Source organism: Bacteroides reticulotermitis JCM 10512 (genome assembly GCF_000517545.1).
Lineage (GTDB): Bacteria > Bacteroidota > Bacteroidia > Bacteroidales > Bacteroidaceae > Bacteroides > Bacteroides reticulotermitis.
In genome coordinates this window covers 30,923-53,064 of sequence record NZ_BAIV01000010.1, presented here as the reverse complement: position 1 = coordinate 53,064, position 22,142 = coordinate 30,923, and the positions used below count along the sequence as shown (strand labels likewise).

Sequence of the window (22,142 nt, the reverse complement as noted above, 5' to 3'; positions counted from 1 at the left end):
ATACGGTTAATACGTCATGCGAAGTCCGCAAAGTAGATTAAAATTAGTCGGTCGTTCAGTACGTACCGTTGCTAATTGCGAATCGGTCTTGAAATGATGCGAAATTCCGGGTTCCGCAAATACCGCAAGACGATCGTTTATTTTATACCGCACACCTACACCAGCCGTTACAGCTAACTGAATAGGCTCATTCTTAAAGTCATTATCCGGCGCACCGGCAATGCACTTATCAGCTACACCACCTACGGTAGCATACACATCCCACTTCTTTGTTTCGGCCAATGTAACATTCATTTTAACCGGAATGCCCAAATAGTGTAATTTCTGTCCTTCGGAGCGCAGATTAGAATAAACGATTCCGGTCTCCACACCCAAATACTTATTTAGCTTCCGTTCTACAGTCGCACCAACGGAGATAGGCATTTTATAGGTCCCATTATCTGCCGGAAGTGTTGTACCTACCTGAGCTTTCACAGCCCAAAGATGTTTTTTCAGATTACTATTCTTGGTATTTTGAGATATACTCGTCTCCTCTTTCACACCGGAAGCCTCTCCCTCACCTTCTACTTTTGCTTGCCAAACTCCTTCCCGATTATGTCTCGGTTCAGACTCATTCCGAATAGTTGCCGAAAACGAGAAAGACATTGATACTGTCATTGACTCTTCTTCTTCAGCCTCCGTATACTGTTTAAGCATGCCATACGATTTAGGAGTCGGCTTCGATAAAACTGGTTTGAGAGGTTGTGCCAATGGGCGTGCTAATACGCCATCGCCATCTAATGTCCCTCCATTAGCAGCCACTATTTGAGTAAAAGCTTCTTCTATTTCTTGGTTGGGAGAAAAATACCAGAACGTAGCCGACGAAACAGCTAAGACTAACAATACTGAGGCAGCAGCAGCTACTCGGAGAAAAATCATTCGCCGACGATGCTGATAAGCCACAGGTATCTCCTGCGCCAATTCATCCAAAAGCCATCTCTTACAGTCATCTCTGTATTCACAAGATGCGAATGGAACAGTTCGATTATTTCATCTTTTTCTTTCCTCATGATTTCTATACTCTTTAATTTTCCTTGCTAATAAAAACTTAGCGCGGTGTAATTGCGAGGTTGACGAATGCTCTTTAATATGAAGAAGCTTAGCTATCTCTTTATGCGACTTCTCTTCAAACACATAAAGGTTGAATACTGTTCGACAACCATCCGGTAATTCAGCAACAAAAGCTAATAATTGTTCTTCCGCAATTCCAACGCCTCCTCCTGATGCGTTCACATCCGGAATGTCGGGAAGCTGTTCTTCATTCACCACCAATAGACTAAACCGTTTCTTTCGCCTCAAATAATCAAGTGCCTGAGTTATCATGACCCGGGTAACCCAAGTACTAAGAGACGACTCGCCACGGAATGTAAAATTGGTAAAGATCTTGATAAAACCATCATGCAATACATCGTGCGCCGCATCCATATCACCCGTATAACGGTAACATACCGCCAACATCTTCTTGGAGTAGAGAGTGTAAAGTTCCTTCCGGGCTGAATCCATTCCTGCCCGACAGCCCTTTATCAGTTCTATCTCGTTTTCCAAAGCCAATTGTCTTTTTTTATATCGAACGTATGCCTGCGTCGTTTGTACCTTAGACGCAGAAAATTAAAGAATGCTGCAATGAGTATAGTTAAAGAATATAAAAAAAGAAGCCTACTCCAATCCTCATCTAAAAAGAGAGGGTAATGGAGATGGCTTCAATTAATTATCTTTGATTAATACGGTTTCTCTAGCAAGCCTTGAAACTCATATCCAGTCCTTTCACAGAGTGGGTAAGAGCACCTACTGAGATAAAGTCTACCCCGCATTCAGCGTAATCCCGAAGTGTATCAAAAGTTATGCCGCCTGAAGACTCGGTCTCATATTTACCAGCTACCATTTCAACGGCTTTCTTCGTCATATCGGGCGTAAAGTTATCAAACATAATACGATCAACGCCTCCTAAGTCAAGTACCTGCTGTAATTCATTGAAGTTACGCACCTCTATTTCAATCTTCAAATCTTTCCCTTTCTCTTTGCAATACTCCTTAGCGCGGGTAATCGCCTTATCAATTCCTCCGGCAAAATCAACGTGATTATCTTTCAGAAGAATCATATCGAACAAACCGATGCGATGATTCACACCTCCACCGATCTTTACTGCCATTTTTTCAAGAATACGCATACCGGGAGTAGTCTTACGGGTATCAAGCACGTGGGTGTGAGTACCTTCCAGTTGTTTGGCATACTTACGAGTCATGGTTGCAATACCACTCATACGTTGCATGACATTCAGCATCAAGCGCTCTGTTTGCAAAAGAGACTGCACCTTGCCTTCTACTACCATTGCGACGTCGCCCGGCTTCACTTCGGTGCCGTCGGTAATAAAGACTTCTACTTTCATCTCCGGGTCGAAGCGGTTAAATATTTCTTTGGCCACTTCAACGCCTGCAAGTACTCCGGGTTCTTTAATAAGTAATTTCGATTTCCCCATTGCCGCAGCAGGAATACATGAAAGGGTCGTATGATCACCATCACCTATATCCTCGGCAAAAGCGAGATCGATCAATTTATCGATCAATTCTTTTTCTTTATTCATTAGTCTTATCAATCCTTATTTGATGTATTAAATATTGATTATCTACTCTTTTCAAGAAACAATTCACCCGAAAGTTCCCTTTTGTAGTCATCAGCGTACCGATAATAAAACTCGAGTCATCGCGTTTACCCTGATGGTTCACATTAAATCCGCTAACCTTGTTTTCAGCAAAGAATTCCTGCATCATAGCTGTCGCTTTCTGTTTGTCAACGTTCGTCGAGGATCCCAGGAGTATCAAGTTTACCTTGTCTCCCATGTACTTGTTGAGCTCTTGTGAGCTTCCTTTTTTAAAAGCCGGTACTACTCCTGCCGGAATTTCTTGCGCTACCGCCAGAAAAACAGAAAGGAATAATGCAGCCATTCCTAAAAGTACTCGTTTCTTCATAAATTCAAGTTTTTGGGTTGAAATTTAAGCCATAAACTTTCAACGAATGATGGGCAAAGGTAAACATTAATAGCAGAATACCATAAAAAATGCCTATTTTTGTGCGACAATCAGAACAACATCAGCATGAAAACAACCTTGCTCGTAATAGGACGAACAGTAGAACAACATTATATAACAGCTATCAACGATTATGTTCAGCGCACCAAGCGCTACACGACATTCGACATGGAAGTGATTCCCGAACTCAAGAACACCAAGAGTTTGTCGATGGAACAACAAAAAGAAAAAGAAGGCGAGTTGATCCTCAAGGCTTTGCAAGCCGGTGATGTTATTGTATTGCTCGATGAGCATGGAAAAGAGATGCGTTCTATCGAGTTTGCCGATTACATGAAACGGAAAATGAATACGGTAAATAAACGCTTAGTCTTCATTATTGGCGGACCTTATGGCTTCTCTGATAAAGTGTACCAAGCAGCTCACGAAAAGATATCAATGTCCAAAATGACTTTTTCACACCAGATGATCCGACTCATCTTTGTAGAACAGATCTATCGAGCTATGACTATATTAAGCGGTGGACCGTATCACCATGAATGATGAACGGGGTAAACTTCAAGCTCCCGCTGTCTCTCTCCTATATAATTCCTCAAACACAACTTTCAACTGTGGCTCATCGGCAATTAACCGACGGAGTTGCAACAGTTGTTGAGCGTTAGCAGACTGAGGGATCCATAGTTTCAGATAACCTCCTTCAGCATATTTTTCATGGAGATGTTCCCGGAACCGAATATACTGTTGCTCGTAGTTCATCTCCGGATAGTTGGCCAGTCCATATTGAACGGTGCGCCTCAGCGTAAGTTCGGGATCGATGATGCGATCGGCTTCAGCAACGACTCTTCCAAAAAGACTTCGCGGAGAGTGTGCATTAGATGCCCGATGATCTTCTACAGCCTCTTTCATCTGCACGATTTGTTCTTTCGTGAACCATTGCCGTAAAGTTTCATCGGCTTGCAGTATGCTACCCGAAACCAAGTGATGAAACTCTCGCCCCTCACTCAATCCCAAATCATGATAAGCGGCAATGACATAAACCATGGCTGGATTCAGCTTATAAAGTAAAGCCAAATCCAAACTTTCTTCTATCACCCTTTCTACGTGATCGATCTGATGTGCTTTATCAAAATGAGCATATTGAGGAATGATCTGTTGCCGGATATACGCTATTAATTCGACAGGTAACTCTATTCGATCTTTTTTCATTCCCGATTCATCAAACGGTTTTCTGCCATCTGCTCAAACTTTGTACCCGGACGTCCGTAATTAGCATACGGATAAATAGAGATCCCTCCTCGTGGGGTAAAGATCCCGGTTACTTCTATATATTTCGGATTCATCAGTTGAATGAGATCTTTCATGATCACATTGACACAGTCTTCATGAAATGCTCCGTGATTACGGAAGCTAAACAGATATAACTTCAAGCTTTTGCTCTCTACCATTTTGATATCCGGGATATAACTGATACGTATCTCAGCAAAGTCCGGCTGCCCAGTTATCGGACACAAGCTCGTAAACTCCGGACAATTGAAACGCACCCAATAATCATTGTCCGGATGCTTGTTATCAAAAGCTTCCAAAACTTCAGGAGCGTAATCTTGCTTATATTCGGTCTTTCTCCCTAACAGAGATAATTGTTCTTTCAATTCAGTCATGACTCATTTCATTATTTATATAATTAAGAATAGGTGCGTACACCATTCTTCATCACTCTTCTTGTTTAGTCTGCAAATATTTCTCTAATCCCTCCCGACGCAATACACAAGCGGGACAGTGACCGCAACCGTCTCCGGGTATGCCGTTATAGCAGGTAAGCGTTTCGTTCCGAACCAAATCTAGTACACCTAGCTTATCAGCCAACGCCCATGTTTCAGTTTTATCAATCCACATCAAAGGCGTATGAAGCACAAATTGTTCTTCCATAGCGAGGTTCAACGTAACATTCAGTGATTTTATAAAAGCATCCCGCAATCGGGATATCCGCTAAAATCAGTTTGTGAAACTCCGGTAACGATATGATTAATCCCGCGTTCACGCGCATAGACCGCTGCGATACTTAAGAAGAACAGATTACGCCCCGGAACAAAGGTGTTGGGAAAGCTATCGGCTGGTTTCTCCTGATCCATCACCAGCGAAGCATCAGTTAATGAATTGCGCCCCAACTTCCCGATAAACGATACGTCCATTACTTCAAAATCCACAGCAGATTTTCGAGCTATTTCACGCGCTAAATCTACTTCTTTCTGATGTTTCTGCCCATAAAGGAAACTCAGGGCATATACCTTTTTGAAGTTCTCCTTGGCCCAAAATAGACAAGTTGTTGAGTCCTGCCCTCCGCTGAACACAACCAACGCTGCATCTTTATTCATTTCAGAGATCTTTTATTTTCAATACGTTATAAGAAATATCGGTATCGTAAACGTCGCTACCATCGATTCGTTTGATGACTTTCACTACGCGGATGGTCACGGGCAGAATGATCACTTCATACATTGACTTCAATACGATTTGAAGCCCCATCATAATCATCAGCTCTCTCCATGCAATAACTCCACCAAAAGCTATCGGAAAGAAGATCAACGAATCGGCTGTTTCACCAACAACGGTTGACCAAATTGCACGAACCGAAAAATTACGTCCTCCGCTAGCAACTTTCATTCGACTCATTACATAAGCATTGAGAAAAGATCCTACCAGGAAAGCAATCATACTGGCACAAACTATGCGTGGAGCCATGCCGAACACAAAGTTAAAATGCTCTTCTCCCTCCCAGAAAGGAGCGGCAGGAATAGCGACTGCGATCAAGCCAAGAGCTACGACGAAGAAATTCATCGCAAAACCGCTCCAGATTATAAGACGGGCTTTTTTAAAACCCCAAACCTCGGCAATACAGTCATTAATTATATAAGAGATAGGGAAAACCAGTAAACCGGCAGTAACGGATAAGCCTCCGACTTGGATTACTTTGGTTTCAAGAAGATTAGCTGCAATGAGGCATACATTGAAAAGAATGCCAAGCAGCATAAAGGGTACAGATACTTTTTCTTTCATTATTCCTGTTTTTTACGTGGTGTTCTAGAATACACGACCGCTATTCACGGCATCATATGTTTTTTATTAATTTTCAGGATGCAAATATAGGACTTCTTCGGGAAAAGCCCAAAAGAAATCCTATACCAATTTATATCTAAAAAGTAAAAATCAAGAGAAGTCCTTCAATTCTTCTTTCAAGCGTTTGCGGATAAAGAACAACCGGCTTTTTACCGTACCGATAGGTAAATCCAATTTTTCAGCTATCTCACGATATTTAAATCCAGCAACAAACATTTGAAATGGAATCTTCATATCATCCGGAATTGAATGTATTACTTGGTATAATTGTTTCATATCATAAGCATATTCAAAGCGATCGCTGTCTTCGTCTCTCACCAAGCTCTGTTGCTGAAGCGAGTAATTATCGTCAATCAAATTTGTTTCACGCATCATACGGCGATAGTTGTTGATAAAGATATTGCGCATGATGGTATACATCCATCCTTTGAGATTAGTAGAGTGTTTAAATTTCTCCTTATTATCTAATGCTTGTAATAAAGAGTCCTGAACCAGATCATTCGCCGAGTCACGGTTTGAAGTTAGTTTGTATGCAAAACGATGAAGGTCTTGTTCCATTGCCAAAATTCCCTGAGTAAAATCTTTTGCTTCCATATTCGTATTTTATTTATCTTATTTTCCTATACGATGCAAAGTACGGCTATTTTAGACCCATTATAAATAGCAATTCTTCCAGATTACTTGGCAATTTTTCCCTTATACTATTTTTTACGCTAATTATCCATATATATTAGACTCACGCCTAGCAAGGGGCATAGCCTGTTTAGGCCTAATCCTTGCTAGACATGAGTCCCATATTAAAGCTATAAATAGCTTGTTTAAAACTTATAATCTACTCCTAAACCAAAGACTTTATTGGTACGGCTATAGGTAGTACTAACGATAGCAGGTGCTGTTCCCGCCACTTTATTGTAGTCGCTATATGTTGTCCAGAAGTACGCTATATTCATCGTCAAATGCTTGGTCATCTTAACTGCAGCACCAAAGCCTAGCGAATAGGAATCACATGAGAAGCTAATATCACTTTGGAAATTATCTGCCAAACCATAGTCTGTACGTTGATATCCACCACTGATACTCAATTGCTTCGTTACATCCCACTCTGCACCAACCAAAAACTCATGCGTACCATGTCGCAAAGCTTTCTGCTTATCGTTGGCCATACCGGCAGATTTATCGAAAAAGTGGTGATATTCTACAGATGCACGAAGTGTAGGAAGAATTTCATAACCAACAGCAGCAGTCAACAGAGCCGGAATATCATTAGGGGTGTTTACGCCATCCTTATAATCAGCCAACGGGTTTCCTTCATCTCCCATGGCAGTTCCCCCCTGACGCACTTCAGCTTTCTTTGTCTTATTCTCAAGATTCAGACTTGTCATAAACTCGTATTTCAAACCGAGATTCCATTTACCCAATTTCACGTCGGCTCCCAAGATAGGAGTTATCCCCCAGCCTGTCTGGTCACAATCCAATTCGATCCCTGCTAGTTCTGTGCCACCGATATTTGGAACATTACTCTTACCTGTAGCATTTAAAAAACCTTCATAACCACCACTGAAATAGTTCATACGACCTCCGGCAAAAACGCCCAACCAATCGTTCACTTTATAAGATAGGCCTAGCTGCACACCGTAAATAAACTGACGTCCATCCATCGCACTATTGAGCGTATAAAGATCAGATACAGCATTAGCGCCTGTTGCAGTTTGTAATGCTTGAAGGTTTTTATTAGCTGCCAAGCTACCCATTATCATAGAGTCGAACATTCCCAAGCCATCATCGAAAGAGGCTTTTCCGCCACCACCCACAACAGCAAAACTTCCGGAAATTGTCCAGTCTCCTTTTTTATACGCACCTTGAAAACTCGGAATAAAAGGGGCCGAAGCTTTACCTTTATAATGCCGACTATTACCGTCTTCAGGAAACAAAAAGAATTTTGTGTCAATGTTACGCGTTTGGTATGCGCTCTGACCATTCAAAGAAAGATAAAACCCATCATTGGGTAAGAAGGCTAAACCAGCGGGATTGGAATAAACACCATCTATATCGATGGAAGCACCACGTGCCAACATACGAAGAAAAGAAACATGCTGATTTGTATTTGTCAGGATCCCTCCCGCAAAAGTTGGAATTGAAACGATTAGCATCACAAAACCAATCAAGGATAATTTTCTCATCTAAATCTTTTTTAATTATTTCGGGCGCAAAGGTATAATAAAACTGCACACAACAATCAACTTTGTGCATTTATTTTCGCAATACGATTAATTTAATTGATTATCTGAACTGTTTCTACTGAAACGATATAAAAAGTAAGAAAGAGACTTAAACATTTTGTTCCGCCGGAGTGTTTATTAATAACACTACAAATATTGTAACTTATGGCCTATACAATTGCCTTCTTCGACACAAAGCCTTACGACGAAGCCTCTTTCAACGAAAAAAACAAAGAATTCGGATATGAACTTCGTTACTACAAAGGGCATTTGAACAAAAACAATGTGATACTAACGCAAGGAGTAGATGCCGTTTGTATCTTCGTAAATGATACGGGTGACTCAGAAGTACTTCGCATGATGGCCGATAATGGAGTAAAGATACTCGCTTTACGCTGTGCCGGCTTCAATAACGTCGATTTGGATGCAGCCGCAGCCGTTGGAATCACTGTGGTACGTGTTCCCGCCTATTCTCCCTATGCTGTAGCTGAATATACAGTAGCTCTTATGTTATCGCTAAATAGAAAAATCCCACGTGCTTCCTGGCGGACGAAAGATGGTAACTTCTCGCTTCACGGCTTGATGGGGTTCGATATGCACGGAAAAACAGCCGGTATTATCGGAACCGGGAAAATTGCTAAAATCTTGATACGCATACTAAAAGGGTTCGGCATGAATATACTGGCCTATGACCTATATCCCGATTATAACTTCGCCCGTGAAGAACAGATTGTTTATACTTCGCTGGATGAATTATATCACAGTTCGGATATCATTTCTCTACATTGTCCACTTACCGAACAAACTAAATATCTCATTAATGACTACTCCATCAGCAAAATGAAAGATGGCGTAATGATTATCAATACCGGTCGCGGACAATTGATACACACCAATGCGCTGATTGAAGGATTAAAAAATAAAAGAATCGGTTCCGCCGGATTGGATGTATACGAAGAAGAGGGAGAGTATTTCTACGAAGACAAATCCGATCGCATCATCGATGATGATGTGTTAGCACGCTTACTTTCCTTCAACAATGTAATCGTGACTTCCCACCAGGCCTTCTTCACGCATGAGGCTATGAGTAATATTGCGGTAACAACCTTACAAAATATTAAAGATTTTTTAAGTCAAAAGCCCCTGCTAAATGAAGTGAAAAGATAGAACCTTTCCGCCTATACGCTTGTTACATATATAAAGCAGTAATAATGTGTAATAAGAAAGGAAAGATAAATGAAAAAGATCATACATAAAGCAGCAACTAGAGGACATTCGCGACACAGTTGGTTGGATAGTTACCATACTTTTAGCTTTGATGAGTATTATAACGCCGACCGAATTAGCTTCGGAGCACTTCGGGTGCTTAACGATGACAAAGTAGCAGCTGGCGAAGGCTTTCAAACCCACCCTCACAAGAACATGGAGATTATTTCCATTCCATTGAAAGGGGAGTTACGCCACGGTGATAACAAGAAAAACAGCCGTGTAGTTAGTGTTGGCGATATTCAAACGATGAGTGCCGGCACAGGAATCTTTCACAGCGAAGTAAATGCGAGCGATACGGTTCCGGTTGAATTTCTGCAAATATGGATCATGCCGAAAGAGCGCAATACGACGCCGGCTTATCAGGATTTCAGCATTCGCGAATTGGAACGCCCGAATGAACTGTCACTCATAGTAGCGCCTGACGGTAGCACACCTGCCTCTTTATTACAGGATACTTGGTTTTCTATCGGGAAAATAGAAGCAGGCAAGACATTAACCTACCAGCTACATCAAAAGCATGGAGGTGTATACATCTTCCTGATTGAAGGAGAAATCGTAGTCGGTGGAGAATCAATGCAACGTCGTGATGGTATGGGGGTATATGACACTTCCGCATTTGAGTTACAAACAATCAAAGATTCGCATATCTTACTGATAGAAGTACCCATGTAGAAATATGAAAACAAACCTAGCCGATATCCGGCAAGAATATACAAAAGGTGGATTGAGGGAAGCGGATCTTCCTGACGATCCACTTTTGCTTTTTAGCCGCTGGCTCCAGGATGCAATCGATGCCCAAGTGGAGGAGCCAACAGCAGTTATTGTAGCTACTGTCTCACCGGAAGGATACCCTTCAAGTCGTACGGTCTTACTCAAAGGCGTGGATGATGGCCGCTTCATATTCTATACCAATTATGAAAGTCGGAAAGGCGGACAGCTGGCCGGCAATCCGCACATTTCTTTATCCTTTGTATGGCATACGCTGCAAAGGCAAGTGCATGTGGAAGGTACGGCCGTAAAAGTTCCACCGGAAACATCGAATGCTTATTTCAAAAAGCGTCCTTACAAAAGTCGGATCGGTGCACGAATCTCTCCTCAAAGCCAACCGATTGCCAGTCGGATGCAATTAATGCGCGCCTTCGTTCAAGAAGCTGCCCGGTGGTTCGGAAAGGAAGTAGAAAGACCGGACAATTGGGGAGGATATGCCGTCACGCCCACCAGAATTGAGTTTTGGCAAGGCAGGCCCAGCCGCTTACACGATCGCTTCTTATATACTTTACATCCGGATAAGAAGTGGGCTATCTGTCGACTTGCTCCCTGATTTAATCTATTTTTCTTGCTTACTCCGGCAAGTTTATGTAATATTGCAACAATAAAATAATCAGCTTATGACACTGAATTATATTTATCATAGTGGTTTTGCCATTCAGGCAGAAGACGTAACCATTATTATCGATTACTATAAAGATTCTTCGGAAACAGAGTTTAACCGGGGAATCGTACATGATTACCTTCTGCAAAGACCCGGTAAGCTATATGTATTGGCCACACACTTTCATCCCGACCACTTCAACCCAGAAATATTCAATTGGAAAGAACAACATCCGGACATTCAATATATACTCTCTAAAGATATTCTGAAACATCGACGAGCAAAAGTCGGTGACGGCGTATTTATACAAAAAGGAGAAACTTATGAAGATGAAACTCTTCATATAGAAGCATATGGTTCTACCGATGTGGGTAGTTCATTCCTGATTCAGCTACACGATTGGCACATCTTCCATGCGGGCGACTTAAATAATTGGCATTGGAGCGAAGAATCGACCGAAGAAGAAATAAAAAAAGCCAACGGTGACTTTCTTGCAGAAGTTAAATATCTAAAAGAAAAATCTCCGATCATTGATTTAACCCTATTCCCAGTGGATCGGAGAATGGGAAAGGACTATATGAAAGGCGCCAAACAGTTCATTGAACAAATAAAAACGACTATATTTGCACCCATGCACTTCAGTGAAGACTATGAAGGCGGCAATGCCTTTGGCCCGTTTGCCGAAAGTAAAGGATGCCGATTCATTAGCATTACACACCGAGGTGAGAGTTTTGAAATTACTAAATAAACACATACTGATATGAATAAGTTAACGATCCTACTTCTTACCATGTTTCTGGCATGCTTACCAATAGCGATGCAAGCAGATAGTCAGAAAGAAAAAAGAGATGATACCAGATATCTTGCCGGTGCTGTTCCGGAAGTAGATGGTAAAGTAGTATTCTCTAAAGAAATTCAAATTCCCGGAATGAGTCAGACGCAAGTATTCAATACTGCCTTAAAATGGATGAATGAACGTTTGCAAGAGAATAAAAACCAAGAAAGCCGCGTTGTTTTTTCTGATGAAGAGAAAGGAACCATAGCCGGTATAGGCGAAGAGTGGATCATATTCACCTCTAGCGCCTTATCGTTAGACCGTACTTTAACCAATTATCAAATTACGGTAACTTGTAAAACTGGTAGTTGTCTGGTAGAATTGGAAAAACTCCGCTTCACCTATCGGGATACAGAGAAATACAGAGCTGAAGAGTGGATAACAGACAAGTATGCCCTGAATAAAACCAAAACAAAGTTGGTACGTGGACTAGCCAAATGGCGTAGAAAAACCGTTGACTTTGCCGACGATGTATTTATGGATGCAGCTGTTGCATTCGGAGCACCCGACACGCGCGTAAAAGCACAAAAGAAAGAAGAACAGAAACCATCTATTGTAACTTCCGCAGGACCAGTTGTAATTCAATCTTCAGGAGTTAAAGTAGCCACTGTAGAACCAGTTCAGACAGTGATTCCCGCAGCAACTATCGTTCCGAGCACACCGGCCGCAACAATAACCGGTACTCCTAACTATAAAGAAGCCGACCTGAAACAAATACCGGGTGATGTCTATGCACTGATGGGCAACAGTAAACTTGTTATCTCCATCGGCACTGACGAATTCAATATGACGAATATGACAGCCAACGCAGGCGGTGCACTCGGCTATCAATCGGGGAAAGCGGTTGCTTACTGCACGCTTTCGGCAGATCAATCATACGAAGCCATTGAGAAAGCCGACAAGTATACAATTAAGCTATACGCACCCAACCAAACAATTCCGTCGGCAATTATCGAATGTAAGAAGCTGCCGGCACAAGTTTCTCCACAAGCAGGACAACCTCGTACCTACGTCGGAGAGATTACAAAACTTTTGATCAAGCAATAAAACTGTAGTTATGGAAATAAAAAGCAAATTCGATCATTTCAATATCAATGTTACCGACCTTGAACGCAGCATCGCTTTTTACGATAAAGCACTTGGTCTTAAAGAACACCACCGCAAAGAGGCAGCCGACGGTTCCTTCATCTTGGTCTACCTGACAGATAACGAAACCGGCTTTCTACTGGAATTAACCTGGTTGAAAGATCATACGAATCCTTATGAGTTGGGTGAGAACGAAAGCCATCTATGCTTTCGTGTTGCCGGCGATTATGATGCCGTGCGCCAATATCATAAAGAAATGGATTGCGTTTGCTTCGAGAACACAGCGATGGGGCTATACTTCATCAATGATCCGGACGATTACTGGATTGAAGTTCTGCCAATAAAGAAATAGTCTCATTCAGAGATTTAGTATATATAAAGGTCGTTTCCTCTTGCATGGGGAAAGGACCTTTATGGTTTACCTAAACAGTATTCCCTTATTTCATTGCATGCAACAAGTAAGTGAGACGCAACAAAATAAGGGAATACCAACTATATAAAGTGAATCTGTATGCGAGCTTCCGCACCAGATTCTTCCTTATTATTCTACAACAATAAGTTCCTCAGCCAAAGGCCGAATTACTTTTTATGTCTACCAGCTCTTTTTTTCCGAATGTCTGCTTTCATTTTGGCAGCTCCGGAACCATGTTGGCCACGAATATACGTAGCCTTTTTCGCCTTCGTTTTCACTTTTTCCTCTTCTTTTGGCTTGTCTTTCTTTCCTTTAAAGACCAGACCTTCCATGATTACGTCTTCTATACTCATAATTTATTCATATTTTCGGGCTACAAAGATAATCCTTTTCCCCGAATTCCCTATCTTTGTGTTTATTAACAAAATACAATCACCCGAATGAACACTACGATTCTTTCTGCAGAAAAGGACCCGATGGGTGCTGCTATTGCTGATTACTTCCACCATCATAAAGCCGATCGGCTACGTGTATTCTCTTCTCAATTCGATGAAGACCAGATTCCTGTCAAGCAATTGTTCCGTCAATTCCAGACAATGCCTCTGTTAGAGCGAACTGCTTTGCAACTGGCCGAGGGTAAGATACTCGATGCAGGCGCCGGCAGTGGATGTCATGCATTGGCGTTACAGGAGATGAATAAAGAGGTTTGCGCCATTGACATCTCTCCCCTATCCATTGAAACAATGCGGCAACGAGGTGTACAAGACGTACGGCTAGTCGATCTTTTCGATGAAACATTTACCGATACGTTCGATACGATTCTGATGTTGATGAATGGCTCGGGCATTATAGGCAAACTAAGCAACCTGCCTACTTTCTTTCAACGGATGAAACGTATTCTTCGTCCGGGAGGATACATACTAATGGATTCCAGCGATCTGCGTTATCTCTTTGAAGAAGAAGACGGCAGTATGCTCATCGATCTGGCAGGCGATTATTACGGAGAAGTAGATTTCCAAATGCAATACAAAGAGATCAAAGGAGATGTGTTCGACTGGCTGTATATCGACTTTCAGACATTGAGTCTATACGCTTCGGAATACGGTTTTACAGCAGAGCTGATCAAAGAGGGTAAGCATTACGATTATCTGGCAAAAATAAGCCTCTCTTAGGAATTTCCGAGAGAGGCTCTATAGCTAATGTTCCGATTTAAAAAGGGAACAATAAAGGCAAAACAAATATCATCACAATACCCATAATGACCTGTAACGGCAAACCGACTTTTATATAATCCATAAAGGTATATCGGCCGGCAGGCATCACCAAGCATTAGGCGGAGTAGAGAAAGGAGAAGCAAAACACATGCTGGCTCCCACAGTTACCGCGAATAGGAATGGATAAGGACTCAACCCCAGCTGAATTGACGCGTGCAAGGCAATAGGTGCCAATAGTACGGCAGTAGCGGTATTACTGATAAACATGGTCATCAGAGAGGTTGTGAAATAGATACCGGCTAGCAGTGCATAGGGTCCATAAGCACCCAGACTATTAACCAACGACTGCGACACGTAGTCGGATGCTCCCGTCTTTTCCAAAGCTAAAGACATCGGAAGCATGGCAGCAATCAAAACGATACTCTCCCAGTTAATTGTTTTATAAGCAGCTTCCACATTACGCAAACAACCTGTGAGCACCATCAAAAGGGCGGCTACCATGACTGCGGTAACAGGAGCTATCGGAATAAAGTCGAACATCATACTCACTACCATAGCAAGCATAATCAAGGCAGCTACCGGAGCTTTATGATTCAGTGTAACCTTAGCAGCTTCTGTCAGAGGTTGTCCCAATACAACCAAGTCGGATTGATCATCAGTCAACCGGGCTATATTCTCCCACGATCCTTGCACTAAAAGCACATCACCCGAATACATCTTCTCGTTTTTCAACTCGCTAAGTAGATATTGGCGTTTCCGTTGTACGCCCAGAATGTTGACTCCAAACTTTTGGCGAAATCCGGATTCCTTTACCTGCTGGTTTACCAAACGCGAATCCGGCATTATAAGAATCTCGGCAATGCAATATCCTGAAATTGCAATTCGTCTTCACCATTCATCTGTGATGCTCCTTCAGGCGTATGACTATCCAACAAATGAAGTTTGTTCTCTTGCACGAGCTCCTGCACAACAGTAAATTCACCCAATACATACAAGATATCTTCTTCCTGCACAAGCGTGCTTGCACCAGCCATCTCCTGACTCATGGTTGTTTTGAAGAAGCGGCGCGAATTAGGCGTCTTGCGTCTGACTTCAAGAATAGTTATGCTATACTTTGAGATTCCTGTTTCCTGAATCGTTTTCCCCACAAATGGAGAACCCGGATCGACTTGTACACGCCACAGGTTTTTAGAGATCTGGTATTCGCCGGCCAATTCGTGCAACGATTTATTCTTCTGCTTCCGAGTATTTTTATCAGTCTTCTTAGTCAGGAATATCTTACTCAAAGGAATCAGAACGGCCAAACCTACCACTATACTTACCAACGACGGGTGTAAAGGAGAAGAAAGTCAAGGGTTTGTAACCAGCTTCGACCAAAGCATTCTGAATAACAAGGTTAGGCGGTGTACCAATCAATGTCATCATCCCTCCCATGCTACTTGCAAAAGCAAGCGGCATCAACAAACGACTTACGTTGATATTGCTACTCATAGCCATACTGACTACAATTGGGAGCATCAACGCCACCGTACCGGTATTACTTACAAAAGCACCAATACCGGCAGTTACTAAAATGATTAGGATAAAAAGCTTCAATTCATTGGTTCCGGCAAACTTCAGGATGCGGCTACTGATCATCTTCGCCAAGCCGGTCTGGAAAATAGCGCCTCCCACTACAAAGAGGCCGATCATCATAATTACAACAGAGTTGGAGAAGCCTGTAAGCGCTTCTTCGGGAGTTAAGATCTGAAAAATGATTAATAAGACTAAAGCACAAAGTGCAACGAGATCGGAACGAACTTTACCGCTCATGAAAAAGACAGCGGATAGAAATAAAATTATAAGGGTTATAATCATATTATATATATTATACTAAATCGAGCCTCCAGCTTATCGCTAATGCAGAGGCCCGACGATTTATCTTTATGTTAACATTTCATTTATTTGCTTTACCAAGGAAGCAAATTCTTCTTCATTGTACAAGCGAGTCATTTTAACGATCTTCCCTTCGCGGTCGATAAGCACATTGCGTGTGATACCCGAATCGCGCAAAGCATATTTGGCAAATATATCGGCATTGGGATCAAGTCCCATCGGATAAGTCACTCCGGTAGCTTGGCAAAACTCAGGACTGTTTCCAAAGGTTCGTCACGGTCAATGCCAATCAGCGCAAAATCTTTATTATCTTTATGCTTTTGCCAGATATCTTTTTCAATAAACGGCATCTCTTTACGACACACTCCACACCAACTTGCCGTAAACTGCAGCATGACAACCTTTCCCCGGAGAGAAGATAGAGAGACGGTTTGACCATCAGTAAGCACCACTTTGAAATCGGGTGCTACATCACCCACACGTACTATATATCCGGTACTATCGGCCTGTGTAGAAAGCTCATTACTTACACTATCTATCACATTTTCAGCATTTACTGTTCCTTTTTTCGCCCCAGAACAAGCGCCTATACTTATTGCTAGAAAAAACATAGCAAACGCATTCAAATAAATATTCTTCATCTTTTGTCAATTATCTAGTTAAAACGCAAAGATAAAAAAAGTACGCATAGTATTTGCAAGATTAAAAGAAATTCCTACCTTTGCACCCGCAAAAAGCGTTAAAAAAGCCTCTTTAGCTCAGTTGGCCAGAGCACGTGATTTGTAATCTCGGGGTCGTTGGTTCGAATCCGACAAGAGGCTCACAAAAAGAACAGCATTCGGAAGTATTTTCCGGATGCTGTTCTTTTTTGCGTCGGATGACTGCCACTTTCGTATTACAGTGAAGCTATGAAGAATATCAACTTACACAGATTATATTCGATCTAAATATTCCGTAATATTTTCTCCTCTTAGCATAAAGTATAGACTCTTAGACTTTTCCCTATCGCTAATTATAGTATTCACCTATTTAGTACGGTTTTCCTGTCCTATTTTTGTAATAAACCAAAATCAAACGACATGAAACATTATTTATTTATCCTACTTACAGCACAATTCATATTGTCTCCTTTTGCTACAAAGGGATACGCTGCAAACTTAACCGAAGATAGTCACGAATATATAATGAGTGATCAGGGCAAAGTAACTGTCGAGAAAGACATATTTGGAAACACAATCATCAAGGATGAGAAAGGTAATAAGAAAACAATCAAAAAAGATATATTCGGGAATAAAGTGATAGAGAATTACTAAAGCGAATGACGGAATTTCATTCGGGCACGGCACTGTCCACCATTGGGTATCAATAGAATACTTTAGATTCGGGACTATCCACTATTTTGGATAATCCCAATAGTCTAAAAACGAGAGGTTTATCTCCATATAAATGTTCCCGTTTACGCTGTAGCCCCTACCCTACGAGAAAGAAAACACGTCATCTATTATGCTCTCACTATTTGGCATTCAACAAACACATAATCAATACAATAAGAGATATTCTTAAAGAGCAGTGTTTCCCATCCATTCTAGATGCATTTCTCGCATGTATTGCTTCGTTTTGATAAGTCGTAGAAAAGAAGAACAACACACTGAGGAAAGGTATGTAAATCGCCGATATGTGATTGGTTCGCCTGCCTGAATCGGTAAAAGACATCGGTTGTTTCAAGCTGTTTCATGCTGATGAAACTTTTTTCTCACAGGCAAGAAACAAAAGTTTCATCAGCATGAGAAAAAAGTTTCTTAGGTATAAGACAGACAATCCGGTGTAGACTTTTGTCCAATCACCTATAACCTTTCGTTTTAAGCTGTCCTGTGTTCGCCTTATCCCTCCTCTATGGGATTGAATCCCATTTACCTTATCCCGGTATTTAATTGACTTTATCCGAATGCAGTTCGGTTGACTGATAAGAGACAAGCTCTCCATTCCCGTCATAGGTATCCACGCTCATTCTGCACACCTGGGCAGCGTTACTATCCGAATTAGCTGTCCTCGTACGGCTATCGGAAGGAGACTCATAAACTTCCAATAGGATATCGTATAAGTAATTCCGGAAAGGAACCGGCAGATCAACCGAGTATTCCCGCTTATCTGTGCTACTGTCGGCATGAGTATAAAAATATAACCGGGGAATCCGACTGGCTTCATACACATAAGCGGAGTAGGTATACGCCTGCGAACCATTGTCAACCAACGGAATAGCAGAAGCGTAGGTGAAATAATCATTATCAGTCAGCACAGCCTTCTCGTTCCTTATAATATAGGTATAGGTTGCCGCATTGGCTATCAAAAAGCGATTATCACTACTTAGCTGTGGATTATCCGGGAAGGTCAGCTTCAACCGATACTTGGCACAGGTCCTGACCACGGTAACCACGGCTTCTTTTCTGCTTCCGATGTTAAAGTCGAACGCGGGCGTAGTACCGTACATCGCTATTCCATTCAAAGGAAGTAGCAGATTGTTCTTGTTCACCTTTGCAGCAGTTAATAACTTCAGGTCATCTATCGTTTGAACAGCATTTAACGCCACTTCATTATCACAATTAGCCACCACATAAATATCTTTGGTGCCCAAAGTAGCCGGGTCTAAAGGCAGAGTTACAAGCTTATAATCACTTACCTCCGAAAAACCAGAATACACAAACTTATGGGTTACCGCATCCGAAGAAGGATCTGTAAAAAACACACTGAGGTTATTGATAGTCTGCTCTTCGGCTGTATTATCCGAATCAATAACGCGCGACGTGATGTTACCCTCAGCAAATAGTTTGAGCACGACTTGCTTCTCGGGCAGTTGCCACACAAGTTCCTGTTCGCCCGTGCAACTGGTAAGCCAAAGCACTAACAGAACTAGTATTATATATCCGTATATTTTTCTCATAAGCTCGGTTTATTGCACAACTCGCACACAACGAGATACTGTGCTGTAATAGTCGTATCGCTGAAATTCTCCATACAACACTTTCTCCTTATTGCCGGGAACGCTCAAATCATAATATCCGGGATACCAAAAACCTCTCACTTGAATAACGACCTCACTATAAAACCACTTCTCTCCATTATTCATTGGCGGTGCGTCGTAAGGCCATCCACCTGAGAAATCTTCTTCCTTGATCATAATATCACCCGGAGTAAAGTACTTGTCGATTATATCCAGTTTATCATCATTCATTGGATCGACTCCATTATCGGTCAGCACGTACTGCGACAGGTCCACACCGGAGAGTTTCTCCAACAAGGCCTGTGCATCCTGCCGAAGTCGCAAAGGATATAAAGGCAGCTTATCATTAATTCCTTCATTCGTATTCGATGCCCAAATACGATACGTCTTATCGAAAAGAGCCAGGAACGACATCAACTCACACGAGTTAATCAGTCGCCATCCTTTTCCGTACTTCTTTTCGCAATAATACGGTGGGTTCCCTTTATAGATAATAGGTCCGCCCACTTGTGGATCGTAATAGTTGACTTCATCATTATACGCTCCTTGCAGACCTTTAGGTAAAACCTCATTGTAATTAAGCATTTCGATTTTCCCACATTCGGTAGGAATAATCAAACTCGAATCGGTAGGTGTTACCGGAGGAATAACAATCTCTTTATCATCCTGAAAGATATACTTGTATTCGTCTTTGTGCCAAGGTTGGATGTTAACCTTCAACTGTATACCCCCTTCGGAGTTGATATACGCATTAATGATATAGTGATAATTTCGGATAACACTATAGTGTGAAATAGAAGGTACAATTCGGCGTTGCAACAAGATACCCGTATGCGACATATCAGACTCTACCGGATATTCCTTATTATTAATACTCAACAATGTATGCACCGCAGCATCATCTTGAGTTAAGAACTCAGGAATATAGAATTGAACCGCTCCAAGACTGTCGCGATCATAACTCAGTCGTGTCAACCCGGCGGTTTTTGAATCCCGACGACTACCTGTGTAGTAATTGTCGACAGGCGGAACCGAATAGTCGGATGCTACATTTTTAAGTTTCACAGAAGTAATTGTATTGGCCGGAATTTCGCTTCCCGGTACTTTCTTCCTAAAGATTACCTGCACCTTAGCCAGTGCTCTGATCAATTCTACCTTGCTTGTCGGTATATTCAGCGGCAACGGACTGGCTTCTGTCCCACCGCTCGCAATCGTCACCTGATTATAGATGGCGGACATTAGAAAGCGTCCACTGGAGGTGGAACCGTCGGGCAAGAAGTCGGGATTATAGCTAAGCGAACTAAATCGTTTGTCAGTCTTAAAGTCCGAAACGTTCGTCAACGACGTCAAAGCTGTGCCAAACGTTTGATCGTAAGCCGTCTCATTAGCGAAAAAGTAGAAATCGAATGTACCGGTTGGCAAGCTGACACCTTTACTCTTGTTCTTAAACCCATTGGGAAAATAGAGTCGCTGATTAAATACCACATTTCCGCTATTCGCGTCGAATACGATCATTCGCAGCTCGTCCACACGATCTTCCCACGAAGATTGATCGTCATTGATACTGGAAGATGCAGCCTGTAAAGATAAGGAGATGATTGCCCGTTCGTTCGTCTCTGGGTTCGTAGGCTGTTCGTCATCGACACAACCTACGAACAGAGAGAGAATCAGACAGAGTGACATCCGACTCAGCATCTTTGCTATATTATTCAATAATCTCATAATTTGCTGCTTAATAGTTTGACCCGTACTTACATTTCTGTCTCATAACTATGCACCAACCAGTTGTTTACCCACACTTCCATGATAGTATAAGTGCCGCAACTGCATTGATCCTTGGTTGTGAATTTAATTGTAAAGTCATGATCGCAATCCAAATTAACCGAAGGGTTCTTCAGTAAAAGAGTCCCCAACAAACTACCTCTATACAATTCTGTTCCATGCGGTTTATCTCGTACCACAATTGTATGGGTATATCCGGTGGCAAGTTTCAGAAGTGTAAAACGAGCATGTAGCACACCCGACTCATCGGTTGACTCCGAAGTATGCGTAATCAGTTCATCGGTAGCGATCGTTCCGTTTATATTCATCGCTCCATTGTTCGATTCAATCACAACTTCATAGTCCTGCACGTTCGGCAAACCTTCAATTGAGACTTCAAGCCGGTTGGTCACCTCCTGCATATTAACCGAAACATCTTCGTAGATGGTCCCCTTCTCTCCTGCATTGGGAACATACGCCAGTGTGCTTTCGCCGAAATAAAGCCGCGTATCGGTTATACTCGAAGCTATTTCGGAAGCTCGTTTGAGTCGAAAGAGAAGTGTCTGCTTTTGAGTCGTTCCAACTTGGGGACCAACCATTTCATAAAGATCCGGTGCCAATCCTGCCCAAGCTAAAACGGAATACATACCGCTTTCGGTCTCGATAAGCTGCGAAAAGTCCTTTTGCAATTCAACAGCATTCACCTGCTTATACGACACCAACACCTCATTTTTATCGAAAACAAAAAGTGTCAGATCTTTTATTTGTTCAGGATAACTACGCTCAGCCTGACAAGGGTTCTGGGAGTAAAACGAGACTCTGATTCCTTGCGTACAATCGGCATAATCGTCTTTAATACATCCCCAAAACAGGAATAAGACAATCAACGTCATGACTAAAATGAAGCTATATCGGAAGTTCATAT

General features: G+C 42.0%; 21 protein-coding genes, 1 tRNA gene and 4 pseudogenes. 10 read left to right on the top strand and 16 right to left on the bottom strand.

All coding sequences use genetic code 11. The annotated features are described in order from the left end of the window. Positions 1-6: 6 nt before the first annotated feature. From JCM10512_RS07855 to JCM10512_RS07840, 4 genes and pseudogenes are all read right to left on the bottom strand, one after another. Positions 7-1,049, bottom strand: a pseudogene (locus JCM10512_RS07855) (putative outer membrane beta-barrel protein). Beyond that, a complete protein-coding gene (locus tag JCM10512_RS07850; RefSeq protein ID WP_044162075.1) occupies positions 1,030-1,584 on the bottom strand; it encodes an RNA polymerase sigma factor in 555 nt (184 codons plus the stop codon). Before JCM10512_RS07850 ends, JCM10512_RS07855 begins: the two are co-directional and overlap by 20 nt. Positions 1,585-1,771: 187 nt before the next feature. After that, complete coding sequence (gene nadC / locus JCM10512_RS07845) at positions 1,772-2,620, bottom strand: carboxylating nicotinate-nucleotide diphosphorylase (protein WP_044161968.1); 849 nt, start codon at positions 2,618-2,620, stop codon at positions 1,772-1,774. After that, complete coding sequence (locus JCM10512_RS07840) at positions 2,613-3,005, bottom strand: DUF4783 domain-containing protein (protein WP_044161966.1); 393 nt, start codon at positions 3,003-3,005, stop codon at positions 2,613-2,615. Before JCM10512_RS07840 ends, nadC begins: the two co-directional genes overlap by 8 nt. 126 nt (positions 3,006-3,131) lie before the next feature. Here JCM10512_RS07840 and rlmH point away from each other — a divergent pair, with 126 nt between their 5' ends. Beyond that, positions 3,132-3,605 (top strand): 23S rRNA (pseudouridine(1915)-N(3))-methyltransferase RlmH, encoded by a 474-nt coding sequence (gene rlmH, locus JCM10512_RS07835; protein ID WP_044162067.1) that lies wholly within the window; start codon positions 3,132-3,134, stop codon positions 3,603-3,605. Positions 3,606-3,620: 15 nt separating this feature from the next. Here the strand turns inward: rlmH and JCM10512_RS07830 are convergent, their stop codons facing one another. From JCM10512_RS07830 to JCM10512_RS07805, 6 genes and pseudogenes are all read right to left on the bottom strand, one after another. After that, positions 3,621-4,268, bottom strand: coding sequence for an HD domain-containing protein (locus JCM10512_RS07830; protein ID WP_044161964.1), 648 nt, complete (start codon positions 4,266-4,268; stop codon positions 3,621-3,623). Continuing rightward, positions 4,265-4,720, bottom strand: coding sequence for a preQ(1) synthase (gene queF, locus JCM10512_RS07825; RefSeq protein ID WP_044161963.1), 456 nt, complete (start codon positions 4,718-4,720; stop codon positions 4,265-4,267). The genes JCM10512_RS07830 and queF overlap by 4 nt, the downstream gene beginning before the upstream one ends. Before the next feature lie 52 nt (positions 4,721-4,772). After that, positions 4,773-5,434 (bottom strand): annotated as a pseudogene (gene queC / locus JCM10512_RS07820) (7-cyano-7-deazaguanine synthase QueC). Position 5,435: 1 nt separating this feature from the next. After that, a complete protein-coding gene (locus tag JCM10512_RS07815) occupies positions 5,436-6,116 on the bottom strand; it encodes a queuosine precursor transporter (RefSeq protein WP_044161961.1) in 681 nt (226 codons plus the stop codon). A 150-nt stretch (positions 6,117-6,266) separates the two neighbouring features. Next, positions 6,267-6,770, bottom strand: coding sequence for an RNA polymerase sigma factor (locus tag JCM10512_RS07810; protein ID WP_044161959.1), 504 nt, complete (start codon positions 6,768-6,770; stop codon positions 6,267-6,269). Positions 6,771-6,994: 224 nt separating this feature from the next. Beyond that, complete coding sequence (locus JCM10512_RS07805) at positions 6,995-8,356, bottom strand: OmpP1/FadL family transporter (protein ID WP_044161957.1); 1,362 nt, start codon at positions 8,354-8,356, stop codon at positions 6,995-6,997. Between the two features lie 204 nt (positions 8,357-8,560). Between JCM10512_RS07805 and JCM10512_RS07800 the strand changes: the two genes are divergently transcribed. The 6 genes from JCM10512_RS07800 (at position 8,561) to JCM10512_RS07775 (ending at position 13,309) form a co-directional block, all read left to right on the top strand. Next, entirely contained in the window at positions 8,561-9,562 is a 1,002-nt protein-coding gene (locus JCM10512_RS07800; RefSeq protein ID WP_044161955.1) for a 2-hydroxyacid dehydrogenase, read from the top strand. Positions 9,563-9,631: 69 nt separating this feature from the next. Further along, positions 9,632-10,336 carry a pirin family protein gene (locus JCM10512_RS07795; protein ID WP_044161953.1) on the top strand — a complete coding sequence of 235 codons (705 nt, stop codon included), beginning with the start codon at positions 9,632-9,634 and terminating at the stop codon, positions 10,334-10,336. A 4-nt stretch (positions 10,337-10,340) separates the two neighbouring features. Continuing rightward, positions 10,341-10,985, top strand: coding sequence for a pyridoxamine 5'-phosphate oxidase (pdxH, locus tag JCM10512_RS07790; protein ID WP_044161951.1), 645 nt, complete (start codon positions 10,341-10,343; stop codon positions 10,983-10,985). 67 nt (positions 10,986-11,052) lie between these two features. Then, positions 11,053-11,784, top strand: a complete 732-nt coding sequence (locus JCM10512_RS07785; RefSeq protein ID WP_044161949.1) for an MBL fold metallo-hydrolase — start codon at positions 11,053-11,055, stop codon at positions 11,782-11,784. Positions 11,785-11,796: 12 nt separating this feature from the next. After that, positions 11,797-12,918: a DUF4468 domain-containing protein gene (locus JCM10512_RS07780; RefSeq protein ID WP_044161948.1), complete on the top strand. Its 1,122-nt coding sequence runs from the start codon at positions 11,797-11,799 to the stop codon at positions 12,916-12,918. Between the two features lie 10 nt (positions 12,919-12,928). Beyond that, positions 12,929-13,309: a VOC family protein gene (locus tag JCM10512_RS07775; protein WP_044161946.1), complete on the top strand. Its 381-nt coding sequence runs from the start codon at positions 12,929-12,931 to the stop codon at positions 13,307-13,309. A gap of 227 nt (positions 13,310-13,536) precedes the next feature. On the opposite strand, the gene JCM10512_RS07770 is transcribed toward JCM10512_RS07775, so the two are convergent. Further along, entirely contained in the window at positions 13,537-13,722 is a 186-nt protein-coding gene (locus JCM10512_RS07770) for a hypothetical protein (protein WP_044161945.1), read from the bottom strand. 87 nt (positions 13,723-13,809) lie between these two features. On the opposite strand from JCM10512_RS07770, the gene JCM10512_RS07765 reads away from it, so the two are divergent. Then, positions 13,810-14,541 (top strand): class I SAM-dependent methyltransferase, encoded by a 732-nt coding sequence (locus JCM10512_RS07765; protein ID WP_044161943.1) that lies wholly within the window; start codon positions 13,810-13,812, stop codon positions 14,539-14,541. A gap of 37 nt (positions 14,542-14,578) precedes the next feature. On the opposite strand, the pseudogene JCM10512_RS07760 reads toward JCM10512_RS07765, so the two are convergent. Both JCM10512_RS07760 and JCM10512_RS07755 read right to left on the bottom strand, forming a co-directional pair. After that, positions 14,579-16,440, bottom strand: a pseudogene (locus JCM10512_RS07760) (SLC13 family permease). Between the two features lie 66 nt (positions 16,441-16,506). After that, positions 16,507-17,099 (bottom strand): annotated as a pseudogene (locus JCM10512_RS07755) (TlpA family protein disulfide reductase). 106 nt (positions 17,100-17,205) lie between these two features. Between JCM10512_RS07755 and JCM10512_RS07750 the strand changes: the two are divergent. Next, positions 17,206-17,279: transfer RNA gene (locus JCM10512_RS07750), tRNA-Thr, on the top strand. Between the two features lie 258 nt (positions 17,280-17,537). Further along, on the top strand, positions 17,538-17,771 hold the full coding sequence (locus JCM10512_RS07745) for a hypothetical protein (RefSeq protein ID WP_148298318.1): 234 nt from the start codon (positions 17,538-17,540) through the stop codon (positions 17,769-17,771). A gap of 614 nt (positions 17,772-18,385) precedes the next feature. On the opposite strand, the gene JCM10512_RS07740 is transcribed toward JCM10512_RS07745, so the two are convergent. Genes JCM10512_RS07740 through JCM10512_RS07730 form a run of 3 tightly spaced genes read right to left on the bottom strand, consistent with a single transcriptional unit; the run spans position 18,386 to position 22,140 of the window. Further along, complete coding sequence (locus JCM10512_RS07740) at positions 18,386-19,396, bottom strand: fimbrial protein (protein WP_148298317.1); 1,011 nt, start codon at positions 19,394-19,396, stop codon at positions 18,386-18,388. A gap of 9 nt (positions 19,397-19,405) precedes the next feature. Next, entirely contained in the window at positions 19,406-21,178 is a 1,773-nt protein-coding gene (locus JCM10512_RS07735; protein WP_044161939.1) for a FimB/Mfa2 family fimbrial subunit, read from the bottom strand. A 29-nt stretch (positions 21,179-21,207) separates the two neighbouring features. Beyond that, positions 21,208-22,140: a FimB/Mfa2 family fimbrial subunit gene (locus tag JCM10512_RS07730; RefSeq protein WP_044161936.1), complete on the bottom strand. Its 933-nt coding sequence runs from the start codon at positions 22,138-22,140 to the stop codon at positions 21,208-21,210. Positions 22,141-22,142 lie beyond the last annotated feature (2 nt).

What these genes read in the sequence shown, in the direction of transcription:
- nadC (WP_044161968.1), bottom strand. Translation starts at nt 2,620, where the DNA reads ATGAATAAAGAAAAAGAATTGATCGATAAATTGATCGATCTCGCTTTT.
- JCM10512_RS07840 (WP_044161966.1), bottom strand. Translation starts at nt 3,005, where the DNA reads ATGAAGAAACGAGTACTTTTAGGAATGGCTGCATTATTCCTTTCTGTT.
- rlmH (WP_044162067.1), top strand. Translation starts at nt 3,132, where the DNA reads ATGAAAACAACCTTGCTCGTAATAGGACGAACAGTAGAACAACATTAT.
- JCM10512_RS07830 (WP_044161964.1), bottom strand. Translation starts at nt 4,268, where the DNA reads ATGAAAAAAGATCGAATAGAGTTACCTGTCGAATTAATAGCGTATATC.
- queF (WP_044161963.1), bottom strand. Translation starts at nt 4,720, where the DNA reads ATGACTGAATTGAAAGAACAATTATCTCTGTTAGGGAGAAAGACCGAA.
- JCM10512_RS07815 (WP_044161961.1), bottom strand. Translation starts at nt 6,116, where the DNA reads ATGAAAGAAAAAGTATCTGTACCCTTTATGCTGCTTGGCATTCTTTTC.
- JCM10512_RS07810 (WP_044161959.1), bottom strand. Translation starts at nt 6,770, where the DNA reads ATGGAAGCAAAAGATTTTACTCAGGGAATTTTGGCAATGGAACAAGAC.
- JCM10512_RS07805 (WP_044161957.1), bottom strand. Translation starts at nt 8,356, where the DNA reads ATGAGAAAATTATCCTTGATTGGTTTTGTGATGCTAATCGTTTCAATT.
- JCM10512_RS07800 (WP_044161955.1), top strand. Translation starts at nt 8,561, where the DNA reads ATGGCCTATACAATTGCCTTCTTCGACACAAAGCCTTACGACGAAGCC.
- JCM10512_RS07795 (WP_044161953.1), top strand. Translation starts at nt 9,632, where the DNA reads ATGAAAAAGATCATACATAAAGCAGCAACTAGAGGACATTCGCGACAC.
- pdxH (WP_044161951.1), top strand. Translation starts at nt 10,341, where the DNA reads ATGAAAACAAACCTAGCCGATATCCGGCAAGAATATACAAAAGGTGGA.
- JCM10512_RS07785 (WP_044161949.1), top strand. Translation starts at nt 11,053, where the DNA reads ATGACACTGAATTATATTTATCATAGTGGTTTTGCCATTCAGGCAGAA.
- JCM10512_RS07780 (WP_044161948.1), top strand. Translation starts at nt 11,797, where the DNA reads ATGAATAAGTTAACGATCCTACTTCTTACCATGTTTCTGGCATGCTTA.
- JCM10512_RS07775 (WP_044161946.1), top strand. Translation starts at nt 12,929, where the DNA reads ATGGAAATAAAAAGCAAATTCGATCATTTCAATATCAATGTTACCGAC.
- JCM10512_RS07770 (WP_044161945.1), bottom strand. Translation starts at nt 13,722, where the DNA reads ATGAGTATAGAAGACGTAATCATGGAAGGTCTGGTCTTTAAAGGAAAG.
- JCM10512_RS07765 (WP_044161943.1), top strand. Translation starts at nt 13,810, where the DNA reads ATGAACACTACGATTCTTTCTGCAGAAAAGGACCCGATGGGTGCTGCT.
- JCM10512_RS07745 (WP_148298318.1), top strand. Translation starts at nt 17,538, where the DNA reads ATGAAACATTATTTATTTATCCTACTTACAGCACAATTCATATTGTCT.
- JCM10512_RS07740 (WP_148298317.1), bottom strand. Translation starts at nt 19,396, where the DNA reads ATGAGAAAAATATACGGATATATAATACTAGTTCTGTTAGTGCTTTGG.
- JCM10512_RS07735 (WP_044161939.1), bottom strand. Translation starts at nt 21,178, where the DNA reads ATGAGATTATTGAATAATATAGCAAAGATGCTGAGTCGGATGTCACTC.
- JCM10512_RS07730 (WP_044161936.1), bottom strand. Translation starts at nt 22,140, where the DNA reads ATGAACTTCCGATATAGCTTCATTTTAGTCATGACGTTGATTGTCTTA.